The sequence below is a fragment of the Actinomadura litoris genome, assembly GCF_009733595.1.
GTDB classification, from domain to species: domain Bacteria; phylum Actinomycetota; class Actinomycetes; order Streptosporangiales; family Streptosporangiaceae; genus Spirillospora; species Spirillospora litoris.
The window spans coordinates 743,364-767,358 of record NZ_WOFH01000001.1; the positions used below are offsets into that span (position 1 = coordinate 743,364).

General features: G+C 69.0%; 19 protein-coding genes and 1 tRNA gene. 9 read left to right on the forward strand and 11 right to left on the reverse strand.

The window, feature by feature from the left end:
• Positions 1-23: 23 nt before the first annotated feature.
• Positions 24-1,019, forward strand: a complete 996-nt coding sequence (locus tag GNZ18_RS41730) for a helix-turn-helix domain-containing protein (protein ID WP_246249338.1) — start codon at positions 24-26, stop codon at positions 1,017-1,019.
• An 11-nt stretch (positions 1,020-1,030) separates the two neighbouring features.
• Complete coding sequence (locus GNZ18_RS03345) at positions 1,031-3,418, forward strand: VIT domain-containing protein (RefSeq protein ID WP_156214541.1); 2,388 nt, start codon at positions 1,031-1,033, stop codon at positions 3,416-3,418.
• Between the two features lie 1,043 nt (positions 3,419-4,461).
• Here the strand turns inward: GNZ18_RS03345 and GNZ18_RS03355 are convergent.
• Complete coding sequence (locus tag GNZ18_RS03355; protein WP_308165861.1) at positions 4,462-5,913, reverse strand: MFS transporter; 1,452 nt, start codon at positions 5,911-5,913, stop codon at positions 4,462-4,464.
• A gap of 102 nt (positions 5,914-6,015) precedes the next feature.
• Here GNZ18_RS03355 and GNZ18_RS03360 point away from each other — a divergent pair, with 102 nt between their 5' ends.
• Positions 6,016-6,408 carry a MarR family winged helix-turn-helix transcriptional regulator gene (locus tag GNZ18_RS03360; RefSeq protein ID WP_156214543.1) on the forward strand — a complete coding sequence of 131 codons (393 nt, stop codon included), beginning with the start codon at positions 6,016-6,018 and terminating at the stop codon, positions 6,406-6,408.
• A gap of 154 nt (positions 6,409-6,562) precedes the next feature.
• On the opposite strand, the gene GNZ18_RS03365 is transcribed toward GNZ18_RS03360, so the two are convergent.
• Entirely contained in the window at positions 6,563-7,732 is a 1,170-nt protein-coding gene (locus GNZ18_RS03365; protein ID WP_312874276.1) for a hypothetical protein, read from the reverse strand.
• Between the two features lie 510 nt (positions 7,733-8,242).
• Here GNZ18_RS03365 and GNZ18_RS03370 point away from each other — a divergent pair.
• Positions 8,243-8,857 carry a dihydrofolate reductase family protein gene (locus GNZ18_RS03370; RefSeq protein ID WP_156214544.1) on the forward strand — a complete coding sequence of 205 codons (615 nt, stop codon included), beginning with the start codon at positions 8,243-8,245 and terminating at the stop codon, positions 8,855-8,857.
• 1,020 nt (positions 8,858-9,877) lie between these two features.
• Positions 9,878-11,113 carry a S8 family peptidase gene (locus GNZ18_RS03375; RefSeq protein WP_156214545.1) on the forward strand — a complete coding sequence of 412 codons (1,236 nt, stop codon included), beginning with the start codon at positions 9,878-9,880 and terminating at the stop codon, positions 11,111-11,113.
• A 211-nt stretch (positions 11,114-11,324) separates the two neighbouring features.
• Here the strand turns inward: GNZ18_RS03375 and GNZ18_RS03380 are convergent, their stop codons facing one another.
• From GNZ18_RS03380 to GNZ18_RS03395, 4 genes are all read right to left on the reverse strand, one after another.
• The gene (locus tag GNZ18_RS03380; RefSeq protein WP_156214546.1) at positions 11,325-12,152 is read right to left on the reverse strand and encodes a methyltransferase domain-containing protein; all 828 of its coding nucleotides are present in this window, start codon (positions 12,150-12,152) and stop codon (positions 11,325-11,327) included.
• Between the two features lie 708 nt (positions 12,153-12,860).
• Positions 12,861-13,169, reverse strand: a complete 309-nt coding sequence (locus GNZ18_RS03385; protein WP_156214547.1) for a nuclear transport factor 2 family protein — start codon at positions 13,167-13,169, stop codon at positions 12,861-12,863.
• A 15-nt stretch (positions 13,170-13,184) separates the two neighbouring features.
• Positions 13,185-13,376: a nuclear transport factor 2 family protein gene (locus tag GNZ18_RS03390; protein ID WP_156214548.1), complete on the reverse strand. Its 192-nt coding sequence runs from the start codon at positions 13,374-13,376 to the stop codon at positions 13,185-13,187.
• A gap of 16 nt (positions 13,377-13,392) precedes the next feature.
• Complete coding sequence (locus GNZ18_RS03395; RefSeq protein WP_156214549.1) at positions 13,393-14,268, reverse strand: phytanoyl-CoA dioxygenase family protein; 876 nt, start codon at positions 14,266-14,268, stop codon at positions 13,393-13,395.
• 72 nt (positions 14,269-14,340) lie between these two features.
• Here GNZ18_RS03395 and GNZ18_RS03400 point away from each other — a divergent pair, with 72 nt between their 5' ends.
• On the forward strand, positions 14,341-14,799 hold the full coding sequence (locus tag GNZ18_RS03400) for an Lrp/AsnC family transcriptional regulator (RefSeq protein WP_156214550.1): 459 nt from the start codon (positions 14,341-14,343) through the stop codon (positions 14,797-14,799).
• Positions 14,800-15,013: 214 nt separating this feature from the next.
• Here GNZ18_RS03400 and GNZ18_RS03405 read toward each other — a convergent pair.
• The 3 genes from GNZ18_RS03405 to GNZ18_RS03415 all read right to left on the reverse strand — a co-directional run bounded on the left by GNZ18_RS03405 (position 15,014) and on the right by GNZ18_RS03415 (position 17,449).
• Positions 15,014-15,089, reverse strand: a tRNA-Thr gene (locus GNZ18_RS03405).
• Positions 15,090-15,154: 65 nt separating this feature from the next.
• A complete protein-coding gene (locus tag GNZ18_RS03410) occupies positions 15,155-16,705 on the reverse strand; it encodes an alpha/beta hydrolase (protein WP_156214551.1) in 1,551 nt (516 codons plus the stop codon).
• A 27-nt stretch (positions 16,706-16,732) separates the two neighbouring features.
• Positions 16,733-17,449, reverse strand: coding sequence for a TetR/AcrR family transcriptional regulator (locus GNZ18_RS03415; RefSeq protein WP_308165858.1), 717 nt, complete (start codon positions 17,447-17,449; stop codon positions 16,733-16,735).
• Positions 17,450-17,545: 96 nt separating this feature from the next.
• Here GNZ18_RS03415 and GNZ18_RS03420 point away from each other — a divergent pair, with 96 nt between their 5' ends.
• Positions 17,546-19,012, forward strand: a complete 1,467-nt coding sequence (locus tag GNZ18_RS03420; RefSeq protein WP_156214553.1) for a DHA2 family efflux MFS transporter permease subunit — start codon at positions 17,546-17,548, stop codon at positions 19,010-19,012.
• 50 nt (positions 19,013-19,062) lie between these two features.
• Here GNZ18_RS03420 and GNZ18_RS03425 read toward each other — a convergent pair whose 3' ends face one another.
• Positions 19,063-19,611 (reverse strand): YciI family protein, encoded by a 549-nt coding sequence (locus GNZ18_RS03425; RefSeq protein WP_156214554.1) that lies wholly within the window; start codon positions 19,609-19,611, stop codon positions 19,063-19,065.
• 1,013 nt (positions 19,612-20,624) lie between these two features.
• On the opposite strand from GNZ18_RS03425, the gene GNZ18_RS03430 reads away from it, so the two are divergent.
• The gene (locus GNZ18_RS03430; protein ID WP_156214555.1) at positions 20,625-21,392 is read left to right on the forward strand and encodes a DUF427 domain-containing protein; all 768 of its coding nucleotides are present in this window, start codon (positions 20,625-20,627) and stop codon (positions 21,390-21,392) included.
• Positions 21,393-21,661: 269 nt separating this feature from the next.
• Here GNZ18_RS03430 and GNZ18_RS03435 read toward each other — a convergent pair whose 3' ends face one another.
• Positions 21,662-22,495, reverse strand: a complete 834-nt coding sequence (locus GNZ18_RS03435) for a GNAT family N-acetyltransferase (RefSeq protein WP_156214556.1) — start codon at positions 22,493-22,495, stop codon at positions 21,662-21,664.
• A 150-nt stretch (positions 22,496-22,645) separates the two neighbouring features.
• Here GNZ18_RS03435 and GNZ18_RS03440 point away from each other — a divergent pair, with 150 nt between their 5' ends.
• Positions 22,646-23,908 (forward strand): alpha/beta hydrolase family protein, encoded by a 1,263-nt coding sequence (locus GNZ18_RS03440; protein WP_156214557.1) that lies wholly within the window; start codon positions 22,646-22,648, stop codon positions 23,906-23,908.
• Positions 23,909-23,995 lie beyond the last annotated feature (87 nt).

Sequence of the window (23,995 nt, forward strand, 5' to 3'; positions counted from 1 at the left end):
CGTGACAGTGTCACCATGGGGCCATGGACGGAACCTGGACGATCGGCGAGCTGGCGGAACGCGCCGTGGCGGCCCTCGCCGCCGGCGAATCCGCGCAGGTCAGCGGCCGGGTCCGCGACATGCCGAACGAGCGGCTGATCCGGTGGTACACGACGATCGGCCTCGTCGACCCGCCGCTGGCGCGGCGCGGGCGCACCGCGCTCTACGGCCGGCGCCATCTGCTCCAGCTCACGGCCGTGAAGCGACGGCAGGCCGCGGGGCGCTCGATCGCCGAGATTCAACTGGAGCTGGCCGCCGCCACCGACGCGAAACTCGAACAGATCGCCGCCCTTCCCGCCCCCGGCTCTCCGGCACCACCGGCCGCCACATCCGGCCCGCAGCCGACGGACGCGCCGAGCACCGATGCCGTCGCCCCGCCGCGAAAGAGCGCGGCATCAACCGGGCAGCGAAACCGAACCACCGGCCGCGTTTCCGGCTCCCCAAAAGGTGCACCCCATCCGACACCGTCGCCAGCGGACACCACAGAAAGCCGGAACGCCCAGCCGCCGGACTCCGCCACTTCCCCTCCCGCCGCCACGCCCACACCGGCCCGCCCAGGCACCACCACCGAGGCACCTGAGACGGCAGCCCCACCGCACCAGCAGGAACCAACGACCAGCGCCCCCGACTCCGCCTGGACGAGCGCGGCCGTCAACCTCCCCTCAAGCGCCGAGGAGCCGCCGGGCACCGCAGCCGGTGACGTGGCCGGCTCCGCGGGCCGTCCACGGTTCTGGAGCACCCGCCCCGACGTGACCTACGACCGGGACGTGTCCGTCGACTACGACACGCCTCCACCCGCGCTCGTCCAGGGCGTCCGCCTGGCACCCGGTCTCACGCTGCTGCTGGAGGTCTCCATGTTGGGCGGCGACGACCTCGCCGCGATCCAAACCGCCGCGGAACCGCTACTGGAGGAGTTGCGGCGACGCGGCCTCGTCCCCTCCCCGACCCTGCCCACCGCCCCTCCCCGGAGGTCACAGTGACCGTGCGCATCATGCCGCTACCCGAGACCGCGACACCTCCGGAACCCGACGGCGGGCTCGGGGCTCTGACCACCGACAGGGGCAACCTGCCGCTCGACTCCGTCGACGTCCACGCCTCGATCACCGGCCTGTCCGCCGGGATCGAGCTCGCCCAGGGCTTCCGGAACCCGTTCGACGTTCCGCTGGAGGCGACCTACATCTTCCCGCTGCCCGACCGCGCCGCCGTCACCTCGCTGCGGATGGAGGCGGACGACCGCGTCATCGAGGGGACACTGAAGGAGCGGGGGCAGGCCCGGCAGGACTACGACGCCGCCATCGCCGCCGGCCGGCGGGCCACGATCGCCGAGGAGGACCGTCCGGACGTCTTCACCATGCGGGTCGGGAACATCCTGCCCGGTGAACGCGTGACGGTCCGGCTCACGCTCGACCAGCCGCTGCCCTACGAGGCCGGCGACGCGGGCTCCGGCGCCACGTTCAGGTTCCCGCTGGTCGTGGCTCCCCGCTACATCCCGGGCGCACCGCTGGACGACGAACGCGCGGGCTCGGGCGTGGCGGACGACACCGACGCCGTGCCCGACGCCTCGCGGATCAGCCCGCCGGTCCTCCTGCCCGGCTTCCCCAATCCGGTACGGCTGTCGATCTCCGCCGACATCGACCCGTCCGGCCTGCCGCTCACCGGGGTCCGCTCCGCCCTGCACGTCGTGACCGAGAAGGAGGAGGCCGGGCGCACGACCCTGCGCGTCCAGCCGGGCGAGCGCCTCAACCGCGACTTCATCCTGCGCTTCGACTACGCCGCGCGAGAAGCCGCGTCCCTCACGCTGGTCCCGGACGCCTCCGGTGAGGAGGGCACGTTCACGCTGACCGTCCTCCCGTCCGGTGAGGCCCGACCGAGGCCGCGTGACGTGGTCCTCATCCTCGACCGTTCCGGCAGCATGCAGGGCTGGAAGATGGTCTCCGCCCGCCGCGCCGCCGCCCGCATGGTGGACACGCTCCGCGCCGAGGACCGCTTCGCCGTGCTGTCGTTCGACACCGTCGTCGAGCGGCCGCGCGACCTCGACACCGGCCTCGCCGACGGCACCGACCGCAACCGGTTCCGCGCCGTCGAGCACCTGGCGGCGCTGACCGCCCGCGGCGGGACGGAGATGCTCGCCCCGCTCGACGAGGGCTGCGCCCTGCTCGCCGACTCCGCCCGAGACCGGGTCCTCGTCCTCATCACCGACGGGCAGATCGGCAACGAAGACCAGATCCTCGCCCATCTGGAACCCCGGCTCCGGGGCGTCCACGTCCACACCGTCGGCATCGACCGGGCCGTCAACGCGGGCTTCCTGAACCGCCTCGCCGCCATCGGCCAGGGCACCTGCGAACTCGTCGAGTCCGAAGACCGCCTCGACGAGGCGATGGACCACATCCACCACCGCATCGGCACACCACTCGCGACCGGTCTCTCGCTCCGCGCCGACGGGCTGGAGATCGTGCCCGACTCGGTCTCCCCCAGCCGCTTCAGCGCACTCTTCCCCGGCGTCCCCCTGGTGATCGCGGGCCGCTTCCGCGGAGAACCCGCTGGAGCGCTGTCCGTCCACGGCACCGGCGGCGACGGCGAGCCCTGGGAGCGGCACGCCGCCGCCACGATCACCGAGAGCACGAGCGCGTCGTCCATCTGGGCCCGCGCGCATCTACGCGACCTCGAAGACCGCTACACGATCAGCGGCTCCGACGACCTCGAACACCGCATCGTGGCGACCTCCCTCAGATTCGGTGTCCTGTGCCGCTTCACCGCCTTCGTGGCCGTCGACAGCCGGGTCGTCGCCGAAGGCGGCACGCCCCACCAGGCGATCCAGCCCGTCGAGGCCCCCGATGGTTGGGCGACCCCGATGGCGGCCCCGATGGTCGCCCCGGCCGCCTTCACGGCCCAGATGGACGCGGCCGCTCCACCTTCCATGGCCTACGGCGCGCCGCCACCCGCACCGGGGGCCATGCCGCCACCTCCCGCACCGGGAGCCGTAGCCGGCCGAGGATCAGCCCGTCCACCGGAAGCCGCCTACCGGATGGCCCGTCCCCCCGCGCCCGGTCCCGCACCCGCACCCCGCAGGGCCCGCCGTCCGCTCAGCCAGGAGATCGCCACCGAACTCGAACGCCTCCGCCACGTCCCCGATGACCACGACCAGCGACTCGATCACCTGACCCGCGAGCTACCACCCATCCTCGACTCGCTCATCCGGCACATGACGTCCCACAACCTCGACACCACGTCCCTGAGGGCGCTCCGCGACGAACTCCGCCACCTGAACACGTCCTCCGCCCCAGCCCAGGTCAACGAGGTCTGGACACGCGCCCTCCAGACCTTCACCGACCTCGCCAAGGAGCCGCCCCGCCGGCCCTTCTGGAAACGCAACAACTGACCCCAGCCCACCCCACCACTCACGGGAGCACCCAAGGCCCGACCCCGTTACCGATCAACCCCCCTCGGCCGTCAACCACCATCCACGACAAGCACACCCACTCGGCGAGGGGCCGCAGGCGGGCACACCAGACGCGCGAACCCCCACCATCACCGCACCGGCGCGGAGGGTCGTGAGGTGCGGACACAGCGCCTACGCAAAGCCTCGCCCTCACCCCAGCCCCACAGCGAGGTGGGGACGGGCCTAGCTAACCCACAAGGTCTAGACCTCACCCGAGCCGCGCGGCGAGGCCGTGGAGAGCGGATTCAGCAATTGGGCCACGTTCGCTCGCCTCCCATCCACACGGCGAGCGTCGAGCGTCGAGCACTGCGGATGCGTAAGGTCTCGCCCTCACTCCAGCCCGCGCGGTGAGAGGTGGAGAGCAGGCACAGCAGATAGGCCGGGCCGCGCGGTGAGGTGCGGAGAGCGGGCTCAGCGGTTGGCCAGGCCTCGCTCGCCACCTACCCGCACGGCGAGCGTCGGGCGTCGGGCACTGCGGATGCGCAGGGCGAGACCCTGGTCTCGCCCTCACTCCAGCCGCGCAGGGGCGTGTGGAAAGCAGGCACAGCAGATAGGCCAAGGCTCGCCCACCCCCCGCCCGGCGGGGTGTTGGGGGCGGAGCACAGCAGATGGGCAAGATCTCGTCTGGGCGGGATCCGCGCTAAATCGAGGCTGCGGTGAAGGGACGAGGGGCGCAGCGCGAAGACACCCGCAGAGGGCAGCGCGAAGGCACTCGCAGGGGGCAGGGGGAAGGCACCCGCAGAGGGCAGCGCGAAGGCACCCGCAGGAGGCAGGGGGAAGGCACCCGCAGAGGGCAGGGGGAAGGCACCCGCAGAGGGCAGCGCGAAGGCACTCGCAGGGGGCAGGGGGAAGGCACCCGCAGGGGGGTGCAGCGCGAAGGGGCGCCCTCCTGGATGGAGGGCGCCCCCGCGATCACCCGGTCCCCAGGGGCGGAGGGCGCCCCCGCGGGTGCCTTCCGAAGCCAAGGGCCTTCGGCTGATCGATCAGACGTGCTTGGGGCTGTGACGACGACGGAGAAGGGGGATCAGGTTGAGGACCAGACCCACGACCGCGACGCCGCTGACGAGGTTGACCCCGGGGTGGAACTCGCCGAAGTCCCCGCCGCCACCCTGCGCGCCACCGGCGACCAGGGCGGTGACGACGGCGAGCACCAGGGCCGCGCCGACCTGGCCGGAGGTCTGCACCAGGCCGGAGGCGAGTCCCTGCTCGGAGTCGTCGATGCCATCGGTGGCCTGCGCCATGATCGAGCTGAACCCGAACGCGAAGCCGCCGCCCAGCAGCAGCATCGTCGGCAGGACGGTGAACGCGTAGTGCGGCGTGTCACCGGCGGTCGCCAGGAACCACACGTAGCCGAGGCTCATCGACAGCATCGAGGCGAAGATCAGCGGCGGCGTCCCGTAGCGGTCGATGAGGCGGCCGACGAACGGGGAGCCGAAGGCCACCAGGAGTCCGGCGGGCAGCAGCGCCATCGCCATCTTCAGCGGCGACCAGTGCAGCACGTCCTGCAGGTACAGGGTCATCATGAACTGGAAGCTCAGGTACGACCCGAAGAGCGCGACGATGCTCAGGTTGGCGCGGACGATCGAGCCGATCCGCAGGATGCCGAGGCGGATCAGGGGGTGCTTCACCTTGTTCTCGGTGATGACGAACCCGGCCAGCAGGATCGCCGCGACCGCGACCGAGCCGAGGGTCACCGGGTCGAGCCAGCCCCGGTCCGGTGCCGACACGACGGTGTAGACGGCCAGCAGCATGCCGCCGGTCAACGTGACGGCGCCGACGAGATCGTGCCCGCCGTCGGCGGACGGCTTGTCCCGCGGGATCAGGGCGATGCCCGCGACCAGCGCGATCACAGCGAGCGGAACGGGGGTCAAGAACGTCCAGCGCCAGCCGAAGCTGGTGAGCAAGCCGCCCAGGATCAGCCCGGACGAGTAACCGCTGGCGCCGAAGACCGAGAAGACCGACAACGCCCTGTTGCGCGCGGGCCCCTCATGGAAAGTGGTGGTCAGGATGGACAGGGCGGTCGGCGCGGTGAACGCGGCGGCCAGGCCCTTCACGAAACGGGTGACGATGAGCAGCGTGCCGTCGTTCACCAGCCCGCCGACCAGGGACGCGACGGCGAACACCGCCAGTGCGGCCAGGAAGACCTGGCGACGTCCCAGCAGGTCGGCGGTCCGTCCGCCCAGCAGCAGGAGGCCGCCGTAGCCGAGGACATAGCCGTTCACGATCCACTGCAGCGAGGTGGTCGACAGGCCGAGTTCGGACCCGATCGACGGCAGCGCGACGCCCACCATGGAGACGTCGAGTCCGTCGAGGAAGAGCACAGCGCAGAGGACGGCGAGGACTCCCCACAGCCGGGGGGTCCAGGTCTGTTCGGCCGGGGCGCCGGTCGCCGGCCCATGGACGGCGGAGGCAGGTGAGGTGTCGGTGATAGTCACGTCGAAGGACAGTACATGCACATGCATCAAATGTCCACGCACTAAATTCTGCGGAATTTAATGCCGATGCATCTGATGCGTGCGCATGCTAGGATGCGCGGCATGGAGTCGAACGCTGCTCTGGTCGGGCGGTGGCGATCGCTGTCGACCTGCTACAACACCGTCGCGTGTGACCTCGATCGCACGTTGCACGAGGCCCATGGCCTGACCATGAGCGAGTTCGAGACACTCGACCGGCTCGTCGAGTCCGACTGTGAGAAGCACCGCATGCAGGAGATCGCGGCCGAGATGTACCTCAGCCAGAGCGCGCTCTCCCGGACGGTCGCCCGCCTGGAGAAGCAGGGTCTCGTCCAGCGCGGCCTCTGCGAATCGGACCGGCGCGGCGTCTTCGTCGTGGTCACCGAGGCAGGCCGGCAGTGCCATGCCAAGGCGAGGAAGACCCACCTGGAGGTCCTCGCCAAGCACTTGGCCGCCGTCCCAGAACTGGTCGGCTGACCCCTCTACCTCAACGCGGCCCCACGCCGGAGCCACGTCCGGGCTCACACGCCCGGTCGCGGCAACGCCCGCGACACTCGCGCGACCTCCGGAACACGCGTCCCGGCACTGGCCGACAACGTCGGCACCCCACCGCCCAGGGCATCGTCACCGCTTACCGCCCTGGACCGCCGATGACGGGGCCGTCGGGCCAGAGGGAGACCAGGTCGGCGGGGGTCAGGGGCGTCGAGTAGGCCGCGCGGAGTACCTCGCTCTGGGTGGCGGTGTCCGCGTCCGCGAGGTGGACGAACCAGTCGATTCCGGCCGGATAAGACCACAGGTAGGTGCGCAGCTGGGGGTCGCGGCGGTCCGTCAACGCGTCGGCGATCACCGCGTCCCTCCACCACGGGACGCGGCGCCGGGCATGATCGGCGAGATCCCTGATCGGTACACCGTCGTCCAGGCCGAGGTGCAGTTCGGCCCGGACGAGCTGGATGTAGTGATCGAGCCGGATCCGGGCGATGAGAGCCTGGTCGTCCGGGGAGATGAAGAGCGGCAGCGTTTGGGCCAGCCCTTCGAGGAGCACCTGCTGCAAGGCGTGGACGGACATCAGCGGCACCCACGGCACCGAGCCCTTCACCGTCTCGGTCCAGCTGGAACTCTGCAGGCCGTGCCCGAGGACTTCGTGGAAGGCGAACCGCCGCGCGCCGACCTCGGTGAAGACCGCGTTCCGCAGGTTCAGCCGTAGCCGAACGCTGTTTCCCGCGCCATCGAGCCAGTACGCCCAGTACGCGTCCACGTCGGCGGTCTCGATGTGAAGCTCGAACGGCGCGGTGCTGCCGGTCGCCTTCCGGACGGCCGGCTCGAACCGGTCGCTGGCCTGCCGGATCTCCTCGGGCGCCGCGTCGAGGTCGAGCGGCCCCTCCGCCTCGTTCAACTCGGTGTCGGTCACCGCGCCCCAGCCGACGCCAAGGCCCGCCAAGGCCGTGCGCGCCCGCTCACCTATCGCGGTGACGTACTCCGCCGACCAACCCGCGGCCCCACACCCCTGCGTGACCTGCACGTACTCGGCAAGCGGCCGGTGCTCGCCGAGCAGGGCACCGAGATAGGCGATGTCCGCGTCGAGACGTCCGGCCAGGCAATCGACGCCCTCGGCGCGCTCCCGCAGCTCGATCAACCGCCGGTAGACGTCGAGTCGGCTGCGCGCGGGCTCGATCTCCTCCTCCATGGGACGGCAGTCAAAGTCGATCACCGGCGCGCATCCGCGGCCCACCTCGTATGCGTGCCAGGCCCGCAGGGCGGACTCCGCCTCGTCCCGCACCGTCTCCACGTCCAGAAGTTCCACGACCACCCCAAGATCAGCTTTGCCCCGACCCTAACTCCCTACATGACCTTCGTCACATGGCTACTTCAGCCAAAGTCCGGGCTCCTTCCGCACGGTTGTCACCCGGCCATGACCTGGCCGCATAGCCCCAGTCCTATGGAGTCCGCAGGGTCCTGCGATAACCGGATGCGAGGACGGGACTCCCGGCGTGCGGCACGTCGACCCGTTGCCCAGGTTCCCTCTGACGGACCCGCCGGAACGGAGCCGTTCACCTCAGGGCTCATTCCATCCACGCGACGGGCGCCGCAGTTGCGCCGCCTCGGGACAGACCACGGAAGCGGTCCCTCAGCCCGCCGAAAGGCCGCGATTCCGTTTGTCAGAGGGCACCGATAGCGTCCCAGGTGACGCCACGCCGCGAGCGGGCAACACAGCTGAGGCGAGTCGGACCGTTCTCCGGTTCACCGATGAGTTCGGGCGGCCCGGAAGGTCCATCAGGGATAGAGCACATCGACGACTCGCAGGGAGACCACCATGAAGAAGATCATCGCGGGCCTGTTCATCTCACTCGACGGCGTCGTGGAGGCGCCCGACAAGTGGCACTTCCCTTACTTCAACGATCAGATGGGTGTGGCGGTCACCAACAGCATGGTCGGGGCGGACACCATGCTGATCGGACGCAAGACCTACGACAGCTTCGCGGGCGCCTGGCCCGGCCGTGAGGCTGCGGGCGGAGAGGACGCCGAGTTCGCCAAGACGCTCGGCGACGTCCGGAAGATCGTGGTGTCCAACCAGCAGCTGGAGTTCACCTGGCGCAACTCCGAGCAGCTCAAGGGCGACCTCGTCCAGGCGGTCACCGCTCTGAAGAACGAGCCCGGGGACGGCTTCATCTCCATCCCCGGCTCGATCTCGATCATCCGCCGCCTGCTGGACGCCCAGCTGATCGACGAGCTGCGCCTGCTGGTGCACCCGATCGCCATCCGCAAGGGCATGCGGTTGTTCGACGAGGGCGACACCTCGATCCCGTTGAAGCTGATCTCCTCGGAAGCCTTCGACACGGGCGTGCTCAACCTCATCTACGCCCCCGCCGAACCTGCCAAGCAGGCCACCTACGACGACGCCAAGTCGCACCTGCCCAACGCCGAATAGCCATCGCGAGAAGCCGCAGCGCTTGTACCTCCACAGGACGCGTGCAACGCGCTGCGCTCCCGCGCACTCATCAGCCCGCCCCCTCCAGAACGAGGCGGACGTGCGCCCCAGCGCCCAACAGCCAAGGCACAATCGTTTGTCGGCCCGGTTCATGGACGTCGGAGCAACGCACTCCATGAACGCGAGGAGCGACGCCCGTCCGGCCGCAAACCACGGGACCGTTGGCGCAGGGCACCGTGACACCCCGGTGCGGCCCGCCCAGCGCGACGGGTGCTCGATACGGGCGAACGGCTGGTCGGCAACGAATCCGGTGAAAGGCTAGTAGGCGAGACCCACCGGTGATTCGCGCCGCTCGCCGTCCCGCCAGCCATTCCGACAGCCCGCCGGGCGGCGCGTCGGCGGGATCGAACTGCAGGAAGTCCGTGCCCCGCGCCCCGCCCGCGCTCCGCCCGCGCCGCGTTCGGCGCCGCCACGCCGCCCGGGCCAGGCCCCGGCATCACCTGTTCGGCAGCATGGCCAGAAACTTCAGCTCCGCCGCACCTCCGGAGATCAGATCCAGGCATTCACCTGGGCCTCCTTGACCGGTACGAGGACGCGCCGTCCGCCCGGTCATGCCGGATGACTTCCGTACAGAACCATCCGGAGACGATCAAGACGAACGCCCCCGGACCCCCGCAAGGGCGTCCGGCAGGCAAAAAGCTGAGGCCGCGCCGCACACCTGCATACGGACCTGCGGCGTCGCGGCCCGCCGCACTCGGCCAGCTCGTCCGTAGGTGCCCTACAGGACCACCATCCCCAGCAGAAGTGCGCCATCATGCCGGCCGGTGCCCAGGACACCATGATCCCAATGACGGAGAGTAGTGAGCAAGGCATGGATGGTGACTCATGCCTTACTGCACGCCCGATTCTGGATAGTTTTGACCATAATCCAGCGGTTCATCCATTCTTGGCCAGAATCGATCGATGGTGGCTCCCGGGTCGGCCCACGGCCGGTCCCCACCACAGATCATGGAGGCGAGAATGCGAACGACCCGCAGGAACCGAAGACGGTCGGCGACGGCCGCGGCCGTCGTGCTGCTGACCGGCGTACTCGGCGCGCCGGCCCACGCCGCCGGGGGCATCGTGATCAACGCGGACGCGGCCGGCACGGTCGACGGCCAGTACATCGTGGCGCTGAACGGCGCGACCTCTCTCGCGCCGACCGCCGCAGCACAAGTGTCCGCGCAGGCCAGGGACCTGGTGCGCCGTCACGGCGGCTCGGTCCAGAGCGTCTTCAGCGCCGTGCTGCGCGGCTTCGCCGCCGACATGACCGCCGAGCAGGCACGGCACCTGGCCGCGGATCCGGCCGTCCGGTACGTGCAGAAATCGGTGATGGTGCATACGGCCGGGCCCGGTACGCAGCCCAATCCTCCGTCCTGGGGGCTGGACCGCGTCGACGGCAGACAGGACCGCACCTACGCCTACCCGGGCACGGGTACCGGCGTTACCGTCTACGTCCTGGACACCGGTGTCCGCATCAGCCACCGGACGTTCGAGGGCAGGGCGTCCTACGGCTATGACTTCGTCGACAAGGACACCACCGCGCAGGACTGCCACGGCCACGGCACGCACGTCGCGGGCACCGTCGGCGGCGAGCAGCACGGCGTCGCGAAGGACGTCAGGATCGTCGCCGTCCGCGTCCTGGACTGCGACGGCTACTCCCCCGACCGCTACGCCATCCAGGGACTGGAGTGGGTCGCGAAGAACGCCCACAAACCGGCCATCGGCAACATGAGCATCGGCTCGGACCCTCCGGCCCCGGAACCGCAGGCGTTCCGCGAGGCGACGCGCGGCGCCATCCGCGCGGGCATCCAGTTCGCGATCGCCGCGGGCAACGACTCGCGGAACGGCTGCGACGCCCCAGGCGACGTGGCCGAGGCCGTCACCCTCGGCTCCACGGACGAGGGCGACCGGCGGTCCTACTTCTCCAACTACGGCCGCTGCATCGACCTGTTCGCACCGGGCGGCGACATCGTCTCGGCGGACAACGAGTCCGACACCGGCGAGGTGGTCCTGGGCGGAACGTCCATGGCCACACCGCACGCGGCCGGAGCACTCGCCCTCTACCTGGAGGGCCACCCCAACGCGACGCCTCAGGAGTCGCGGAACGCCGTGGTCAGGGCCGCCCAGCCCGGCGTCGTCTCCGACGCGGGCGGCGGCTCCCCGAACCTGCTACTGAACGTTACCGCCCTCGCCAGGCTGGCAGCGCGCCGTTAGCAGACGCAAGAACGCCGTTAGCGGGCGGTAGGACGGCGCTCCTCGCCGTCCTCGACTCCACGAACCCGCCAGGCCATGTCCCGCCCTCCAGCGGTCACGCTCCCAGCATGAGGAGGACGACGGACGTGGCGCAGGCGTAGCCCGCACCGGTACGAGGCCCATCGCGAACGCCCGCGATGGGCCTCTCGTCTGGGCACCACCAGGCGGCCGCTCAGTCACGCCTGATCACGGCGAGCCAAGCACGAACCTGGGTCACGCCCTGAATCAGGTTGAGGTCGAAGGTGTCGGCGGTGAGGGATTCGAAAGTCCATCCGTCCGTGAACGCGGCGCGCAGCTCGTCCTCGCGGAACCGGCGCGGACCCCAGTCGCCTGGCTCCTGGTCACTGAAACACATCAGGTAGCAGATACCACCAGGACGCAGCGTGGACGCGAGAGCCGTGACATACCTGGCCCTGTCCGCATCGTCGAAAACGTGGAAGACACCGCTGTCGATCACGGTGTCGGCGGTGAGAGCCCGGCGCGGCAGGTCGAGCGCGTCGGCGACCTCGAACCGCACGCTCACGCCCCGCTCGGCCGCCTTCGCGCGGGCGCACGCGATCGCGGTCGGCGAGAGATCCATGCCGGTGACCTCGGCGCCACGTCCGGCCGCGAGCAGCGCGTGCTCCCCTGTGCCGCAACCAAGGTCGAGGACGCGGCCCGCCAACCTCCCCTCGTCCGCGAGCCGCACGATGGCCGGCTGCGGCCGACCGATGTCCCACGGCGGCGGTGTGTCCCCGGTGTAGCTGGCATCCCAGGATGCCTTCATGTCACGTGCTGAGACGATGCGGGCCTCATCGCCCTCGGCGATCACCACGACCAGCAGATGGCGCCCCGCGAGAGTGAGGCCGTAGAGGATGGTCGTGCCGTCCCGTCCGGGCGCCGACCAGTAAGGACGGTCAAGAACCGCCTCCCGCACCTCCTCCGGACTGACACCGTCCACAGCAAAACGATCTTCCAATAGATCACTGTCCCGAACCACCTTGAACTGATCATGCAACATCGACGTTCTCCTCCGGCTAGCGCCTCCGAACACACAACATCACTATCAAATTCTATAGCCAGCACCTAAGCTTGCCAGCACAAGCAGAGGTGAATCTTAGGCTGGATACATGATTCTAAAGTAGATGGAGTGACGAGTCGCTGACCGGGAAGGTCGGCCGGGCGGCACTACCGCCCGGATGCCCAGGTCGTCCGCCAGGGATCAGAAACTCGCGCCGAGCGGATACCGGATCGTCACCTGCGAGCAACGCCTACGCCAAGGCTTCGACCCACCAGGCGACCAGGACGCCGTGCCGAGCGAAGTAGATCGCGCGTAACGCACTCAGTAGGTGTCAGAGGGTGGCGATCCACACACAGGCGAGCGACCGCCATGTCCGGTGGCGCACGTCAGTGCGCGCCGAGGGAACGTCGACGGCACGCCAGACCGTAGCCGTGGCCATCGCCGGTCCCCTCGCCTGTGTCATGGCCGGCGGCGTCCTGTGGGTGTCAGCACTGGACCGGGCCCTGTGCACGCGTTGCTTCTGCTGCCCCTTTTCGGTGATGGCCGCAGCCTTATTCGCGGCCTGCGCGCGTCATGGACCAACCGGCCGACCCGAGCTAGATCGAGCCGTCCGCCAAGGGCAGCGACAAGGATGGCGCTCCGAAACAAATTATTCGAATTCTGACAGCCGACCCTCCTCGCGTGAATGCATTCCCCGGCTACTCGTGCTCATGCGGAACCGGGTGCACCTTCCGGGAAGGGGTCCGATTTGGCTTGGTCCGCCTCGTCTTCGGACAGGTAGCGGACCTCGGCCAGGCGGTAGGTGAGGCCGGTGACGATCGGGTCGAAGTACTCCCAGTATTCGCAGATCTTGCCGTGGGCGTCGAACTTGAAGATGCAGACGTAGGTGTTCTGGTACTTGCGGTCGCCGCCCTTCATGACGTTGTCGGAGTCGAAGCGCGCGATGAGGGTGTCGGAGTCGCGGTCGGCCCAGATTTCGTGGATGGGGAAGCGCAGGCTGTCGAACAGGTCCGGCACCGTCTTCCAGTTGTCCTAGATGGCCTGCCTGCCGTGCAGGTGCCGCGGGAACATCTCGGTGCCGAACGGGTAGTAGTGTTCGGCGTCTTCGGCCCATAGCTCGATCCAGGAGTCGATGTCCTTTTCCTCCAGCAGGCGTAGGAAGGTCCGCACCGTCGTCTTGTGCCGGTCGGGACCACCCGGCTCGTCCGCGGTGTCCACGCTCATGGGAAACCTCTTTCGATCAGGAGTGTGCTGTGAGAATGGAGAACGAGGGGCGGCCCGGTCGGGGGTCCGGTGGTGGATAGGCCGGGAAGAAGGCGTCATGGAGGCCGTCGTCGTCAGGTAGTTGGTAGCGGCGGTAAATGTATCCACCCGGCGCGGTGGTGAAGCGGGCGTCGGCGGGCAGAAGGTGCGCCGCCAGAGTGTGGCGCCATGCGGCTCCCGTCCGCTGAGAACCGGCCGCACCGTGCCAGACGTTGCCGTCGTGGAAGACGATCGTGCCTGCCGGGACTTCGAGTTGGACCACGGCGGGATCCGCGACCCCCGCCGCGGCGGCGGACGCCCGCATCCGTGCGCGATGGTCGCCCGGATCGTGGAAGTCGGCTGGTAGCGGGGCGGTCGGCCAGAGGTGGGAGCCGGGAACGTACTCGATCGTCGCCGCGTCGGCGTGGGTGTCGTCGAACGTCATCCAGCAGGTGCTCATCGTCGCCGGTGCCAGGAAGTCGATAAAGGAGTTGTCCTGGTGCAGGCTCGACGGCCGCGCCAACGGCGGTTTGATCCAGATCGTGTCCTGGCCCAGGCGCGTCCTCGGCCATCCGTTGAGGTAGGCGATCCAATCGCCGACCCACGGCGCCTGGACGATCGATGCGATGAGCTGGTCGGACTTCCAGGCGTTGGACATGTGCCGTGTCGCGTCGGGACGGCTCAGCCCTTCACGCCAGTACCACTCGTCCGGATAGCTCCCCGTCGGGAAACGACCTGTGAAGAGCCCTGCGAGACGGTCGCGTGCCCATCGGCACTCGTCAGGCGTGAGAGCGGCCTCCATGACGACGAATCCGTCGCGGTGAAAGCATTCGCGCGCGCTATCGGGCCTGTCCCACGGGATGATCAGATGCATGCGGCGAAAGCTACAGCACCTTCGTCAAGATCTATGATGGCCCGAAACTCTCTCGGAAACTAAGGGTCGTCTATGGAACTGTCACGAGCCGACCTAGAGATTCTGGTCGCTCTCCAGGAGAACTCTCGGCTGACGAACCGCGAGTTGGCCAAGCGGCTCGGTGCCGCCGAGTCGACGACGCACGAACGCCTCCGGCGCCTGGTCCGCGGCGGCGTGATCAAGCGGTTCACCGCGGAGATCGACCTGGCCGCGCTGGGCCGGCCGATGCAAGCCATGATCGCCGTCCGGCTGCGTCCCCAGAGCGAGGACGTCGTCGAGCGCTTCCTGAGGACCGTGATGGATGATCCCTGCGTGGTCGACGCAATCGTCGTATCCGGTGAGATCGATGTTCTGTTGCGCGTCGCCGTACAGTCGGCCGAACACCTCCGCACCTTCGCCTGGCGCAAGGTCACCTCGGCGAAATCGGTGCAGTCGATCACAACACATCTGGTGTACGAGTACCGGCGCCGTCCGATCACAGCCCCGCCCTGACCGAATGCCCCGCCCACCTGGAGCGTCGTGAGGCCCCGCTGTGCAGCACGGGCAACCACACCGCCATGCGGCGAGGCGATCTACTGGCACCAGATCCACCGGAGCGGACTCCATGGACGACGTTTCCTCGACACCGCCGAGAGTGAATAGCCAGGCAGTTGGTCAGGCACTCACGTCAGAGGCCCCTTCCGAAGATCGGAAGGGGCCTCTGAAGTGGAGCCGCCTATCGGAATCGAACCGATGACCTATTCATTACGAGTGAATCGCTCTGCCGACTGAGCTAAGGCGGCCTACCGTGCGGGGCACGGCGGGTAGCAGTCTACCGGGTGCCGGGGGGTGGGTGTGCACTGGTTAATCAGCGGCAGATCGTCCCGGGCTTCGGCGGATCGGCGTTGAGCAGGTAGTCGTCGGTTGCCCTGGTGATGCAGGGGTTTCCCTGGAGGTAGGCCGTGTGGCCGTCGCCGTCGAGGGTGAGGAGGACGCCGCTGGAGAGCTGGGACGCGAGGTTCTGGGCCCACTTGTACGGGGTGGCGGGGTCGCGGAGGGTGCCGATCACGAGGATGGGCTTGGCGCCCTTGGCGGTGACGGGCGTGGGTCGCGTTTTGGTCTGGACGGGCCAGTAGACGCAGGGGAGGCCGCCCCAGACGACGAAGGGGCCGAAGTGGGGGGCGACCCTCTTGGCCTCGGCCGCGGCTTGGCCGTAGGCCTTCGCGGAGGCGGGGTTGGGCTTGTCCACGCAGTTCACGGCCATGTTGGCGTCGGTCTGGTTGCTGTAGGAGCCGTCCGGGTGGCGTTCGACCATCTGGTCGGCCAGCGTCAGGAGGAGCGTGCCGTCCGACTTCTGGAACGCCTGGGCGAGGCCCTGGCGTAGGACGGGCCAGTTCTCCTTCAGGTAGAGGGCCGAGGCGATGCCCATGACCGCCAGGGCTTCCGTGACCTGGCGCGTGTCGCGGGTGTTGCTCAGGGGCTTCTTGTCGGTCTGTGCAAGGAAGGACGCGAGTTTGGTCATGGCTGCGTCCGTGGACGTGCCCAGCGGGCAGTTCGGCTTCTTGACGCAGTCGTTCGCGAAGGCTCGGAAGGCCGTCTCGAAGCCCTTGGCCTGCTCGACGAGCAGGCCGGTGGACGAGGTGGTGGGGTCGACGGCGCCGTCCAGGGCGAGGGCACGGACGTTGCCCGGGAACTGCTGCGCGTAGAAGGCGCCCAGGTAGGTGCCGTAGGAGGCGCCGTAGTAGGTGAGCTTCTTGTCGCCGACGGCGGCGCGCAGGACGTCGATGTCGCGGGCCGCGTTGACGGTGCCCACGTAGGGGAGCTCCGAGGCTGCCTTGGCCCCGCAGTTCTGGGCGAACTCCTTGCTGTCGGCGGCGAACGCGGCGGTCTCCTTCTGGTCGTCCGGAGACGAGTCCGCGGCGAAGAACGCGTCGAGCTGGGGGCCGGTGTTGCAGTGGACGGGGTCGCTCTGGCCGACGCCCCGAGGGTCGAAACCGACGATGTCGAAGCGTTTACGCAGGTCGGAGCCGAAGGCTTCGGCGGCCTGGCGGACGAATCCGACGCCGGATCCGCCGGGGCCGCCCGGGTTGATGAACAGGGAACCGATCCGCTCGGACTTGTCCCGGGCGGGAAGCCTGATCAGCGCGATGCCGATTTTCTGACCGGACGGCTTGGAGTAGTCCAGGGGGACTTTGGCGGTCGTGCACTGGAACCCGCCGCCGCAGCCCTTCCAGGAGAGCTGCTGACCGTAGAACGATCCAAGACCGGTGGGAGCGCTCACGCCCACCTCCGAGGTGGCCTGCTTCTCGCCGGAGTTGCATCCGGCCGCCGCCAACGCCAGCACCGTGGCCGCGCCGATGAGCCTTGCTCCCCGCACCCTGATCCCCGTCTCGTCGTCACGGTCCGTACGTTGACGCATACGGTACGTCTTCCCGCCGGTGCGGGGCTACTTCTGCCCGTATTCGTTTTCGATGCCGTCCAGCAGCCACTTGAGGCCGCGTTCGAAGTCGGACTGGCCGTAGAGGCCGGACTCGAAGAGCGGCTTGAGGTGGGGCAGCTCGCCCCTTTCCACGAGGGAGCGGATGTAGGTCTGCTCAAGCATGCTGGTGTAGGCGCGCTGCAGCCCGTTCTCGCCGAGGTCGCGTACGTGCTGCTCGCGGACGGTGAAGCCCAGCATGTAGTAGTCGACGGCGGTGATGATCGCCAGCCTGGCCTCCGGGTCGTCGGTGAGGCGGGCGGCGGCGGCGAGGGACTGCTCGGCGTGTCGGAGCCCGTTCGGGCCCACGCGGCTGGCCCGGCCGGCCAGTCCGAAGACCCACGGGTGCCGCAGGCCGGCGTCGCGCTCCCGGCGGGCGATCTCGATCATGGCCTCGCGCCAGTCGTCCGGCGGCTCGCCCTCGACCAGGACCTCCTTGGCGATCTCGTCGTACATGAGGTCGAGGAGGTCTTCCTTGGCGTCGATGTGGCTGTAGAGGCTCATCGCGCGGACGCCCAGCTCGGCGGCGACACGGCGGATCGAGACCGCCTCCAGGCCCTCCGCGTCCGCGAGCTTGATCGCGGCCTCGACGATCGCCTCCCGGGTCAGCTTCGGGCGGCGACCGCTCTTCGGGCTCGTCCACAGATCGCGGGGCTGCTCGCGCTGACTCCTGGGGTTACCTGCCACGACGTTGATCGTACGCGATACGGCGTATCGATACGCTGTACGGATTCGGGGATACGGTGTAGCGTGTGGCCGATACGGCGTACGGAAGGCGGTTCGATGATCACCACAGCGGGTACCCGGCCCGGCGACACGGAGCGGATCGACCCCCATCTCCGCACGCTCGCGATCGTCGTCGTGCTCGGCGCGATCATGACCGTCCTCGACAGCACGATCGTCAACGTCGCGATCAGCGCGCTCGGCAAGGACTTCGACACCTCGTTGTCGACCATCCAGTGGGTGGTGACGGGCTACACGCTGGCGCTGTCGATGGCGATCCCGCTGACCGCGTGGTCGGTGCGAAGATTCGGCTCCAAGACGATGTGGCTGCTCTCGCTCGGTCTGTTCATCAGCGGCTCGCTGCTGTGCGGGGTGGCGTGGTCTGTGCCGTCGTTGATCGCCTTCCGCGTCCTGCAGGGGCTCGGCGGCGGGATGCTGATGCCGATCGGGCAGACCATGCTCGCCCGTGAGGCCGGCCCCGAACGGATGGGACGGGTGATGAGCATCGTCTCGGTGCCCGCGATGCTGGCGCCGGCGCTCGGCCCGCTGCTCGGCGGGGTGATCGTCGACCATCTGAGCTGGCGGTGGATGTTCTTCGTCAACGTCCCGTTCTGCGTGGTCGCGCTGCTGGCGGCATGGCGGATGCTTCCGCGCGACACCGAGCGGAGCCCGGACGCCTCGCTGGACGTCCTCGGCATGCTGCTGCTGTCCCCCGGCCTGGCCGCCCTGGTCTACGGGCTGTCCGAGGCGGGCAATGGCACCAGCCTCACGGGCGGACGCTTCGTCGGCAGCGTGGTCGGCGGCGCCGTCCTGATCGCCGCGTTCCTCGTCCACGCCGTGCGCAAGGGCGACGGCGCGCTCATCGACGTCCGGCGGCTGACCACTCGCGCGTTCACCAGCGCGACCGGCGGCTTCTTCCTCTACAGCCTGGCCGTCTTCGGGCTGATGATCCTGATCCCGCTGTTCGCGCGGATCGTGCAGGGTGAGTCCGCGCTCGACTCCGGCTGGCTCCTGGCGCCGCTGGGCGTCGGCGCGATGATCACGATGCTGGTGTCCGGACGGCTCGCCGACCGGTTCGGCGGCCGCTGGCCGGCCGCCGCGGGCCTGGTCGTCGTCCTGTGCGGCGCACTCATGCTCACCTCACTCGACCCCTCGACGGGACGAGCGGTGATCATGAGCGCGATGTTCGTCGTCGGCGTCGGGCACGGCCTGATCGGCCCGTCCCTGATGGCGATGAGCTACCAGGGACTTCCGCGCGAGGCGGTACCCGCCGCGACGACCGGCGCGAACGTCGTGATCCGCGTGGGCAGCTCCTTCGGCACCGCCGTGTCGGCGGTCATCCTGCAGATCGGCATCCGAGACAAGATCCCGGGCGCGAGCGGCAACCTCGGCGAGGCGGCCGGACAACCGGCGGCACTGTTGTCGGACGCCTTCACCGGCACCTTCTGGTGGCTCGGGGCGATCCTGCTGATCGCCCTTGTGCCGACCCTGACCATTCCGCGCAAGGTGAGGAGTTCACAGTCATGAGGATCCAGGGGGCGACGGGTATCCGGGCGGGGCCGCTCCGGTACGGGTGTCTACCGGCGCCCGCCGAACTCCCACTTGTGGACCTCGATGTCGGCGTACAGATCCGGGGCCAGGACGGCGCGTGCCGTGTCCGGGTCGGGTGCCCTCAGGAGAACCGCGGTGCCGAGCCAGGTGGCGCCGTCGTCGGACAGCAGCGGCCCGTAGGCGACCAGTTCGTCCTCGCCGGGCGGGACGGTGGGGGCGACGTCCTTCTCCGGGCCGAGGCCGAGCACGAGGAAGCGATCGCCGCCGGTCCGGCCGCCGGGAAAGTCCCACATGGTGCGTCCCAGCATGTTGCGCCACCGCCGCAACAGCACGTCCCGGTAGACGCCGGCCTGATAGCCGGGCTCGTCGAAGGCGAACGCGCGAGCGGCAGCGGGATCGGGCAGCTCAACGATATGCACGCTCCCGGTGGGCGTCTCATCATCGTCGGCGTAGGTGGGGCCACGAGCGATCAGTTCCCGCTCGTACCCGTCCATGTAGGCCCAGTGCTCTTCGCCCAACTTCCTGCGCAACGCCAAGGAGTCGGCGCGGTCACGGTGGTAGCAGAAGAACTCCATGCACCACAGTCTTCACCGCGCCCCGCGGCGAGATGGAGCGGGGGGAGGCCATGCACTCGCCGCGCGATCTTGGGCCGGTGTGGGAACGAGAGCCGGAGCCAGGCTCGAAGAACTGAGCCACTGCGGCCGGAGCGCTGAGGAGTAAGGCCGCAAGCGGCCGGAGGGGGGTCAGGAGCCGAAGACCGAGAGGGGAGGGCCGAGGCCGATGCGGCCAGAGACCGAAAGCGGAGCGGCCCCCGGCCCCCACCGCGAACCGACGACCAAGTCCTGAGCCCCCATGACCACCCCGACCGCCAACACTGCGGCACCGACGACACCGCCTCAGCGGGGCAGCGGTCAACCCCGCCGGCCTCCGTCCTGCACGCTTCGAGGCGCAGGGCGAGTGAGTAGACGGCGCTCCTGGGGGTCACTAGAAGCAAGGTCAGCGAACAGAGGCAGGGCGAGGAGGCCGGAGCGCGGGAGGCCGGAGCGCGGGAGGCCGAAGGACCGGAGGCCGGGGGGCGAGTGGTCGCACGGCGGGGCGTCACAAGGCGACACATCCAAGGCGGGAGGGCGAAGGACCGGAGGCCGGGGGGCCAGTGGCCGCAGGGCGGAAGACCGGAGGCCGGAGCCGGAGGCCGGAGCCGGAGGCCGGAGCCGGAGGCCGGAGCCGGAGGCCGGAGGGCGGGAGGTCACACGGCGGGGCGTCACAAGGCGACACGTCCCAAGGCGGGAGGACCCAGGATTGTCGACCGGAGGACCGAAGGCGGCGGAGCGCGGGGCCGACGGCCGCAGGACCGGATGGCGGAGGGGGTAGGCGTTCGCAGGAGCGCGGAGGCCGGCGGCGCAGGGCTGGAAGGTTGGAGGGTGGCAGGGGCGGGAGCTGGGGGCCGTGGATCCGGGGGGGTGGGGGCCGTGGATCCGGGGGGTGGGGGTCGTGGTTGGGGGTGTGGGTGGCGGGGGACGTGGGGGCGGGTGGCGGGGGATGTGGGGGCGGGTGAAATAGGGCTGTGGGGCGGGCTGTTGGCTCGGTCATGAGTGCACCACACAGCAGTGCTTCGCAGCGGACGGCTGTCCGGATCGAGCAGAGTGGTAAGCGCGTCAGGGCTTACCTTGGCGGCCACCTGGTCGTTGACAGCACTTCGCCGTCTCTCGTCTGGGAGAACCCCTACTACCCCAGTTACTACCTGCCGGTGACGGACGTGCGGGCAGAGCTTGTCGAGGATGGGCCGGGCCAGCATTCGCCGAGCCGTGGGGACGCCACCCTCTTCACCGTGAAGGTGGACGGTAGGCAGGCGCCCGGTGCCGCCCAGCGCTACACCGAATCGCCGATCGAGGAACTGCGCGACCTCGTCCGGCTGGACTGGGACGCCATGGACGCCTGGTTCGAGGAGGACGAGGAGGTCTTCGTCCACCCGCGCAGCCCTTATACGCGTGTCGACATCCTGCCCAGCTCCCGGCACGTTCGTGTCGAGGTGGACGGGGTGACGGTGGCGGAGTCGTCCAGCCCGCGTCTGCTTTTCGAGACGGGACTGCCGGTGCGCTACTACCTGCCGAAGACGCATGTCCGGATGGATCTGCTGGAGCACACGGACACCATTACCCGCTGTCCCTACAAGGGCGATGCCGAGTATTGGTCGGTGCGTGCGAACGACAAGGTCCACGAGGACATCGCCTGGTCGTATCCGTCGCCGCTGGACGAGAGCCGCAAGGTACTCGGTCTTGTCTGCTTCTACAGCGAGAAGGTCGACATTTACGTGGACGGCGTCCAGCAGGAGCGTCCCAAGACCAAGTTCAGCTGATCAGAGGCGCATGTGACGGTGCTGTTCCGCCTCCGCTTCGGCTTCGGTTGAGCGGAGGCCGAGCATGGCTCGGGCTCCCGGGGTGATTGCGGTGCTGTCGTCATGCTTGTGGGGCGCCAGGATCTGGCGGTGAAGCCTTTTGGCTGTTCTCTCCGTTTCCATTCATCTGGAGTTGGCGCCGATAGGGGGCTGAGAAGGTTGGCGAGGGGTCGGTCTTCCCGTGCTGGGGTTGTGTGGGTGCGCGGCGCATTTTTGGCGCGACTGGTGGGCTAGCCCAGGGCTTGGGCTACGGGGAGGTAGAGGCGGCCGAGGTCGTTTGAGATGGGGGCGCCGTACTCCATCACCGTGGTGGTGAACGCTGCCCGCAGTCCTCGTTTCTCGGCCCAGGTGATGATTTCCGGGTGCCTGGTGTCGATGTCCAGCCGCGACAGCTCGTTGACGGCCAGGTCGTCCAGCAGGGTTGTGGCGGTCTTCTCGTCCTGCGCGATTACGGGGCCCATCATGGTTTGCGGGCCGTTGCGCCAGCGGCCTCCGAATCCCACCAAGGCGCCACCGGCGTTTCGGATGACGCGGAAGTCCTCACAGAAGGACGGCATTTGACGCATGAGGGCCGCGCGTTTCGCGCCGAAGACCTCGTTATCGAGGGCAACTACATCTGAGATGTCGTCAGGTTCGGCTGGTGCGGAGCACTTGTTCGCAGGACCCAGCAGGTCGGGCATGACTCCCGTGTAGGTCACGCAGTGTCCGACTGAGCGGAACCCGAGGCGTTCGTACACCGGACGGCCGTACTCGGTCGCGGTGAGGCACAGGCTCGCGGTTCCCGCGTGTTCCATCGCGTACCGCATGAGGTTCCCGGCGATGCCCCGCCGCTCGTGGCGCGGTGCCGTGAGCACCATGCTGATGGCCGCGACATCGGGCCCGTAGGGGGTCGATACGACCGTGCCGAGCAGGCCGTCCCCGTCCGGGTCGTCGAGGCCGTACACGTTCCCGACCTCGAAGAGCAGGCGCCACTTGCGGTCTTCGGCGCCCCAGTCACGGCTGACGGCGAGCCGCTGGCAGGCGGGCAGGTCGTCCAGGTCGAGCCGCCGTACCGCCCCGTCCATCGGGTCCCCCTCCGTTTGCTACACGGACCCTAGGGCGCCTCAGTCCGGGATTCCAACGGGTTAACGAGGGGCACGGATCGTTCGCTCGGGGGACGAGGATCACCCGGCAGGGGGAAGGACGATCAGGCGCGGCTCACGAGACTCGGTCCCATGGTGATCATGTCTCGCAGGGCGGTGCTGGCGGCCGGGGTTGTTTCAGTGCTGGGGGCGACCTCGTTCGTGCAGCCCGGGACCGCGTCCGCGACGGAACCTGCGCGGAAGGTCCGGCTGTCCCTCCCGGCTCCCACCGGCAAGGCCGAGGTCGGGACGACGGACCTTCATCTCGTCGACCGTTCGCGCCGTGACCCGTGGGTGTCGTCCAAGCCGTACCGGGAGTTGATGGTGACCGTCCGGTACCCGGCGCGGGCCACCCTCGACTATCCCGTGGTACCACAGATGCCCGCCAAGGCCGCCGAGCATTTCGACACCGTGGTGTCCGAAGGGGACGATCCGCTCGTCCCGGCCGGAAGAGTCGACTGGGCTGCCACCAGCACCCATTCGTATGCGGGGGCACCCGTCGATCGGTGGGGTGGACGTCATCCGGTGGTTCTCTACTCGCCGGGCCACCGGACGCCGCGCGCGCTCGGCACGCTGCTGGCCGAGGATCTGGCGTCGCGCGGATATGTCGTGGTCTCCATGGACCACACCTACGACCCGAGTGAGGTCGAATTCCCCGGCGGCCGCGTGGAGCCCCATGCCCAGCCGCACGAGACCCCGGAGAACATCGGCGCCCTACTCGCCAAGGAGGTGGCGACCCGCAGCGACGACGCCCGGTTCGTTTTGGACGAGATCACGCGGCTGAACCGCGGCCACAATCCCGACGCGGGGCAACGGCCGCTGCCGCGCGGGCTTCGAGGCGCGATGGATCTGTCCCGCATTGGCATGTTCGGGCATTCCCTTGGCGGTGCCGCGTCGGCCCAGACCATGCATGACGATCGACGTGTGGGAGCTGGGATGAACATGGACGGCGGGATGCTGTTCAATGGAACGCCGATCGGTTCGGTTTTCAAGAACGGGCTGTCCCGGCCATTCCTGCTCATGAACTCGGACCCGTTCGATCACACAGCTCCGGAGCTTCAGCCCTTCTGGAACAACCTGCGCGGCTGGCGTCGAAACACACAGCTCAAGGGCTCGGCGCATAATTCCTATACCGACCTCGTCGCGCAGGTGCCGCAGTTGTTCAAGGCCGGGTTGATATCCAGGGAAGGCGTCATCCAGACGATCGGCACGGACGATCCGTCCCGCGCCGCCCGCGCGCTGGACGCCGAGCGCGCCGTGGCCGGGTCCTTCTTCGACCTCCAGCTCCGCCACCGCGATGACCACCTGCTGGACGGCCCGACGCCTCGCTTCCCCGACCTGAGGTTCGTCCCGTGACCAAGGCAGGGCCCGCCACGCCCCGTACCGTCCCGCTTCCTCCCAGTATGTCGAGGGAGACCCAGGCCGAAACGGCCGCGACCTAGT

Bases quoted from the DNA above. Each gene is read 5' to 3' on its own strand.
- GNZ18_RS03375 (WP_156214545.1), top strand. From the start codon at position 9,878: ATGCGAACGACCCGCAGGAACCGAAGACGGTCGGCGACGGCCGCGGCC.
- GNZ18_RS03345 (WP_156214541.1), top strand. From the start codon at position 1,031: ATGCCGCTACCCGAGACCGCGACACCTCCGGAACCCGACGGCGGGCTC.
- GNZ18_RS03435 (WP_156214556.1), bottom strand. From the start codon at position 22,495: ATGGACGGGGCGGTACGGCGGCTCGACCTGGACGACCTGCCCGCCTGC.
- GNZ18_RS03370 (WP_156214544.1), top strand. From the start codon at position 8,243: ATGAAGAAGATCATCGCGGGCCTGTTCATCTCACTCGACGGCGTCGTG.
- GNZ18_RS03440 (WP_156214557.1), top strand. From the start codon at position 22,646: ATGGTGATCATGTCTCGCAGGGCGGTGCTGGCGGCCGGGGTTGTTTCA.
- GNZ18_RS03410 (WP_156214551.1), bottom strand. From the start codon at position 16,705: ATGCGTCAACGTACGGACCGTGACGACGAGACGGGGATCAGGGTGCGG.
- GNZ18_RS03395 (WP_156214549.1), bottom strand. From the start codon at position 14,268: ATGCATCTGATCATCCCGTGGGACAGGCCCGATAGCGCGCGCGAATGC.
- GNZ18_RS03425 (WP_156214554.1), bottom strand. From the start codon at position 19,611: ATGGAGTTCTTCTGCTACCACCGTGACCGCGCCGACTCCTTGGCGTTG.
- GNZ18_RS03390 (WP_156214548.1), bottom strand. From the start codon at position 13,376: ATGAGCGTGGACACCGCGGACGAGCCGGGTGGTCCCGACCGGCACAAG.
- GNZ18_RS03380 (WP_156214546.1), bottom strand. From the start codon at position 12,152: ATGTTGCATGATCAGTTCAAGGTGGTTCGGGACAGTGATCTATTGGAA.
- GNZ18_RS03420 (WP_156214553.1), top strand. From the start codon at position 17,546: ATGATCACCACAGCGGGTACCCGGCCCGGCGACACGGAGCGGATCGAC.
- GNZ18_RS03360 (WP_156214543.1), top strand. From the start codon at position 6,016: ATGGAGTCGAACGCTGCTCTGGTCGGGCGGTGGCGATCGCTGTCGACC.
- GNZ18_RS41730 (WP_246249338.1), top strand. From the start codon at position 24: ATGGACGGAACCTGGACGATCGGCGAGCTGGCGGAACGCGCCGTGGCG.
- GNZ18_RS03400 (WP_156214550.1), top strand. From the start codon at position 14,341: ATGGAACTGTCACGAGCCGACCTAGAGATTCTGGTCGCTCTCCAGGAG.
- GNZ18_RS03430 (WP_156214555.1), top strand. From the start codon at position 20,625: ATGAGTGCACCACACAGCAGTGCTTCGCAGCGGACGGCTGTCCGGATC.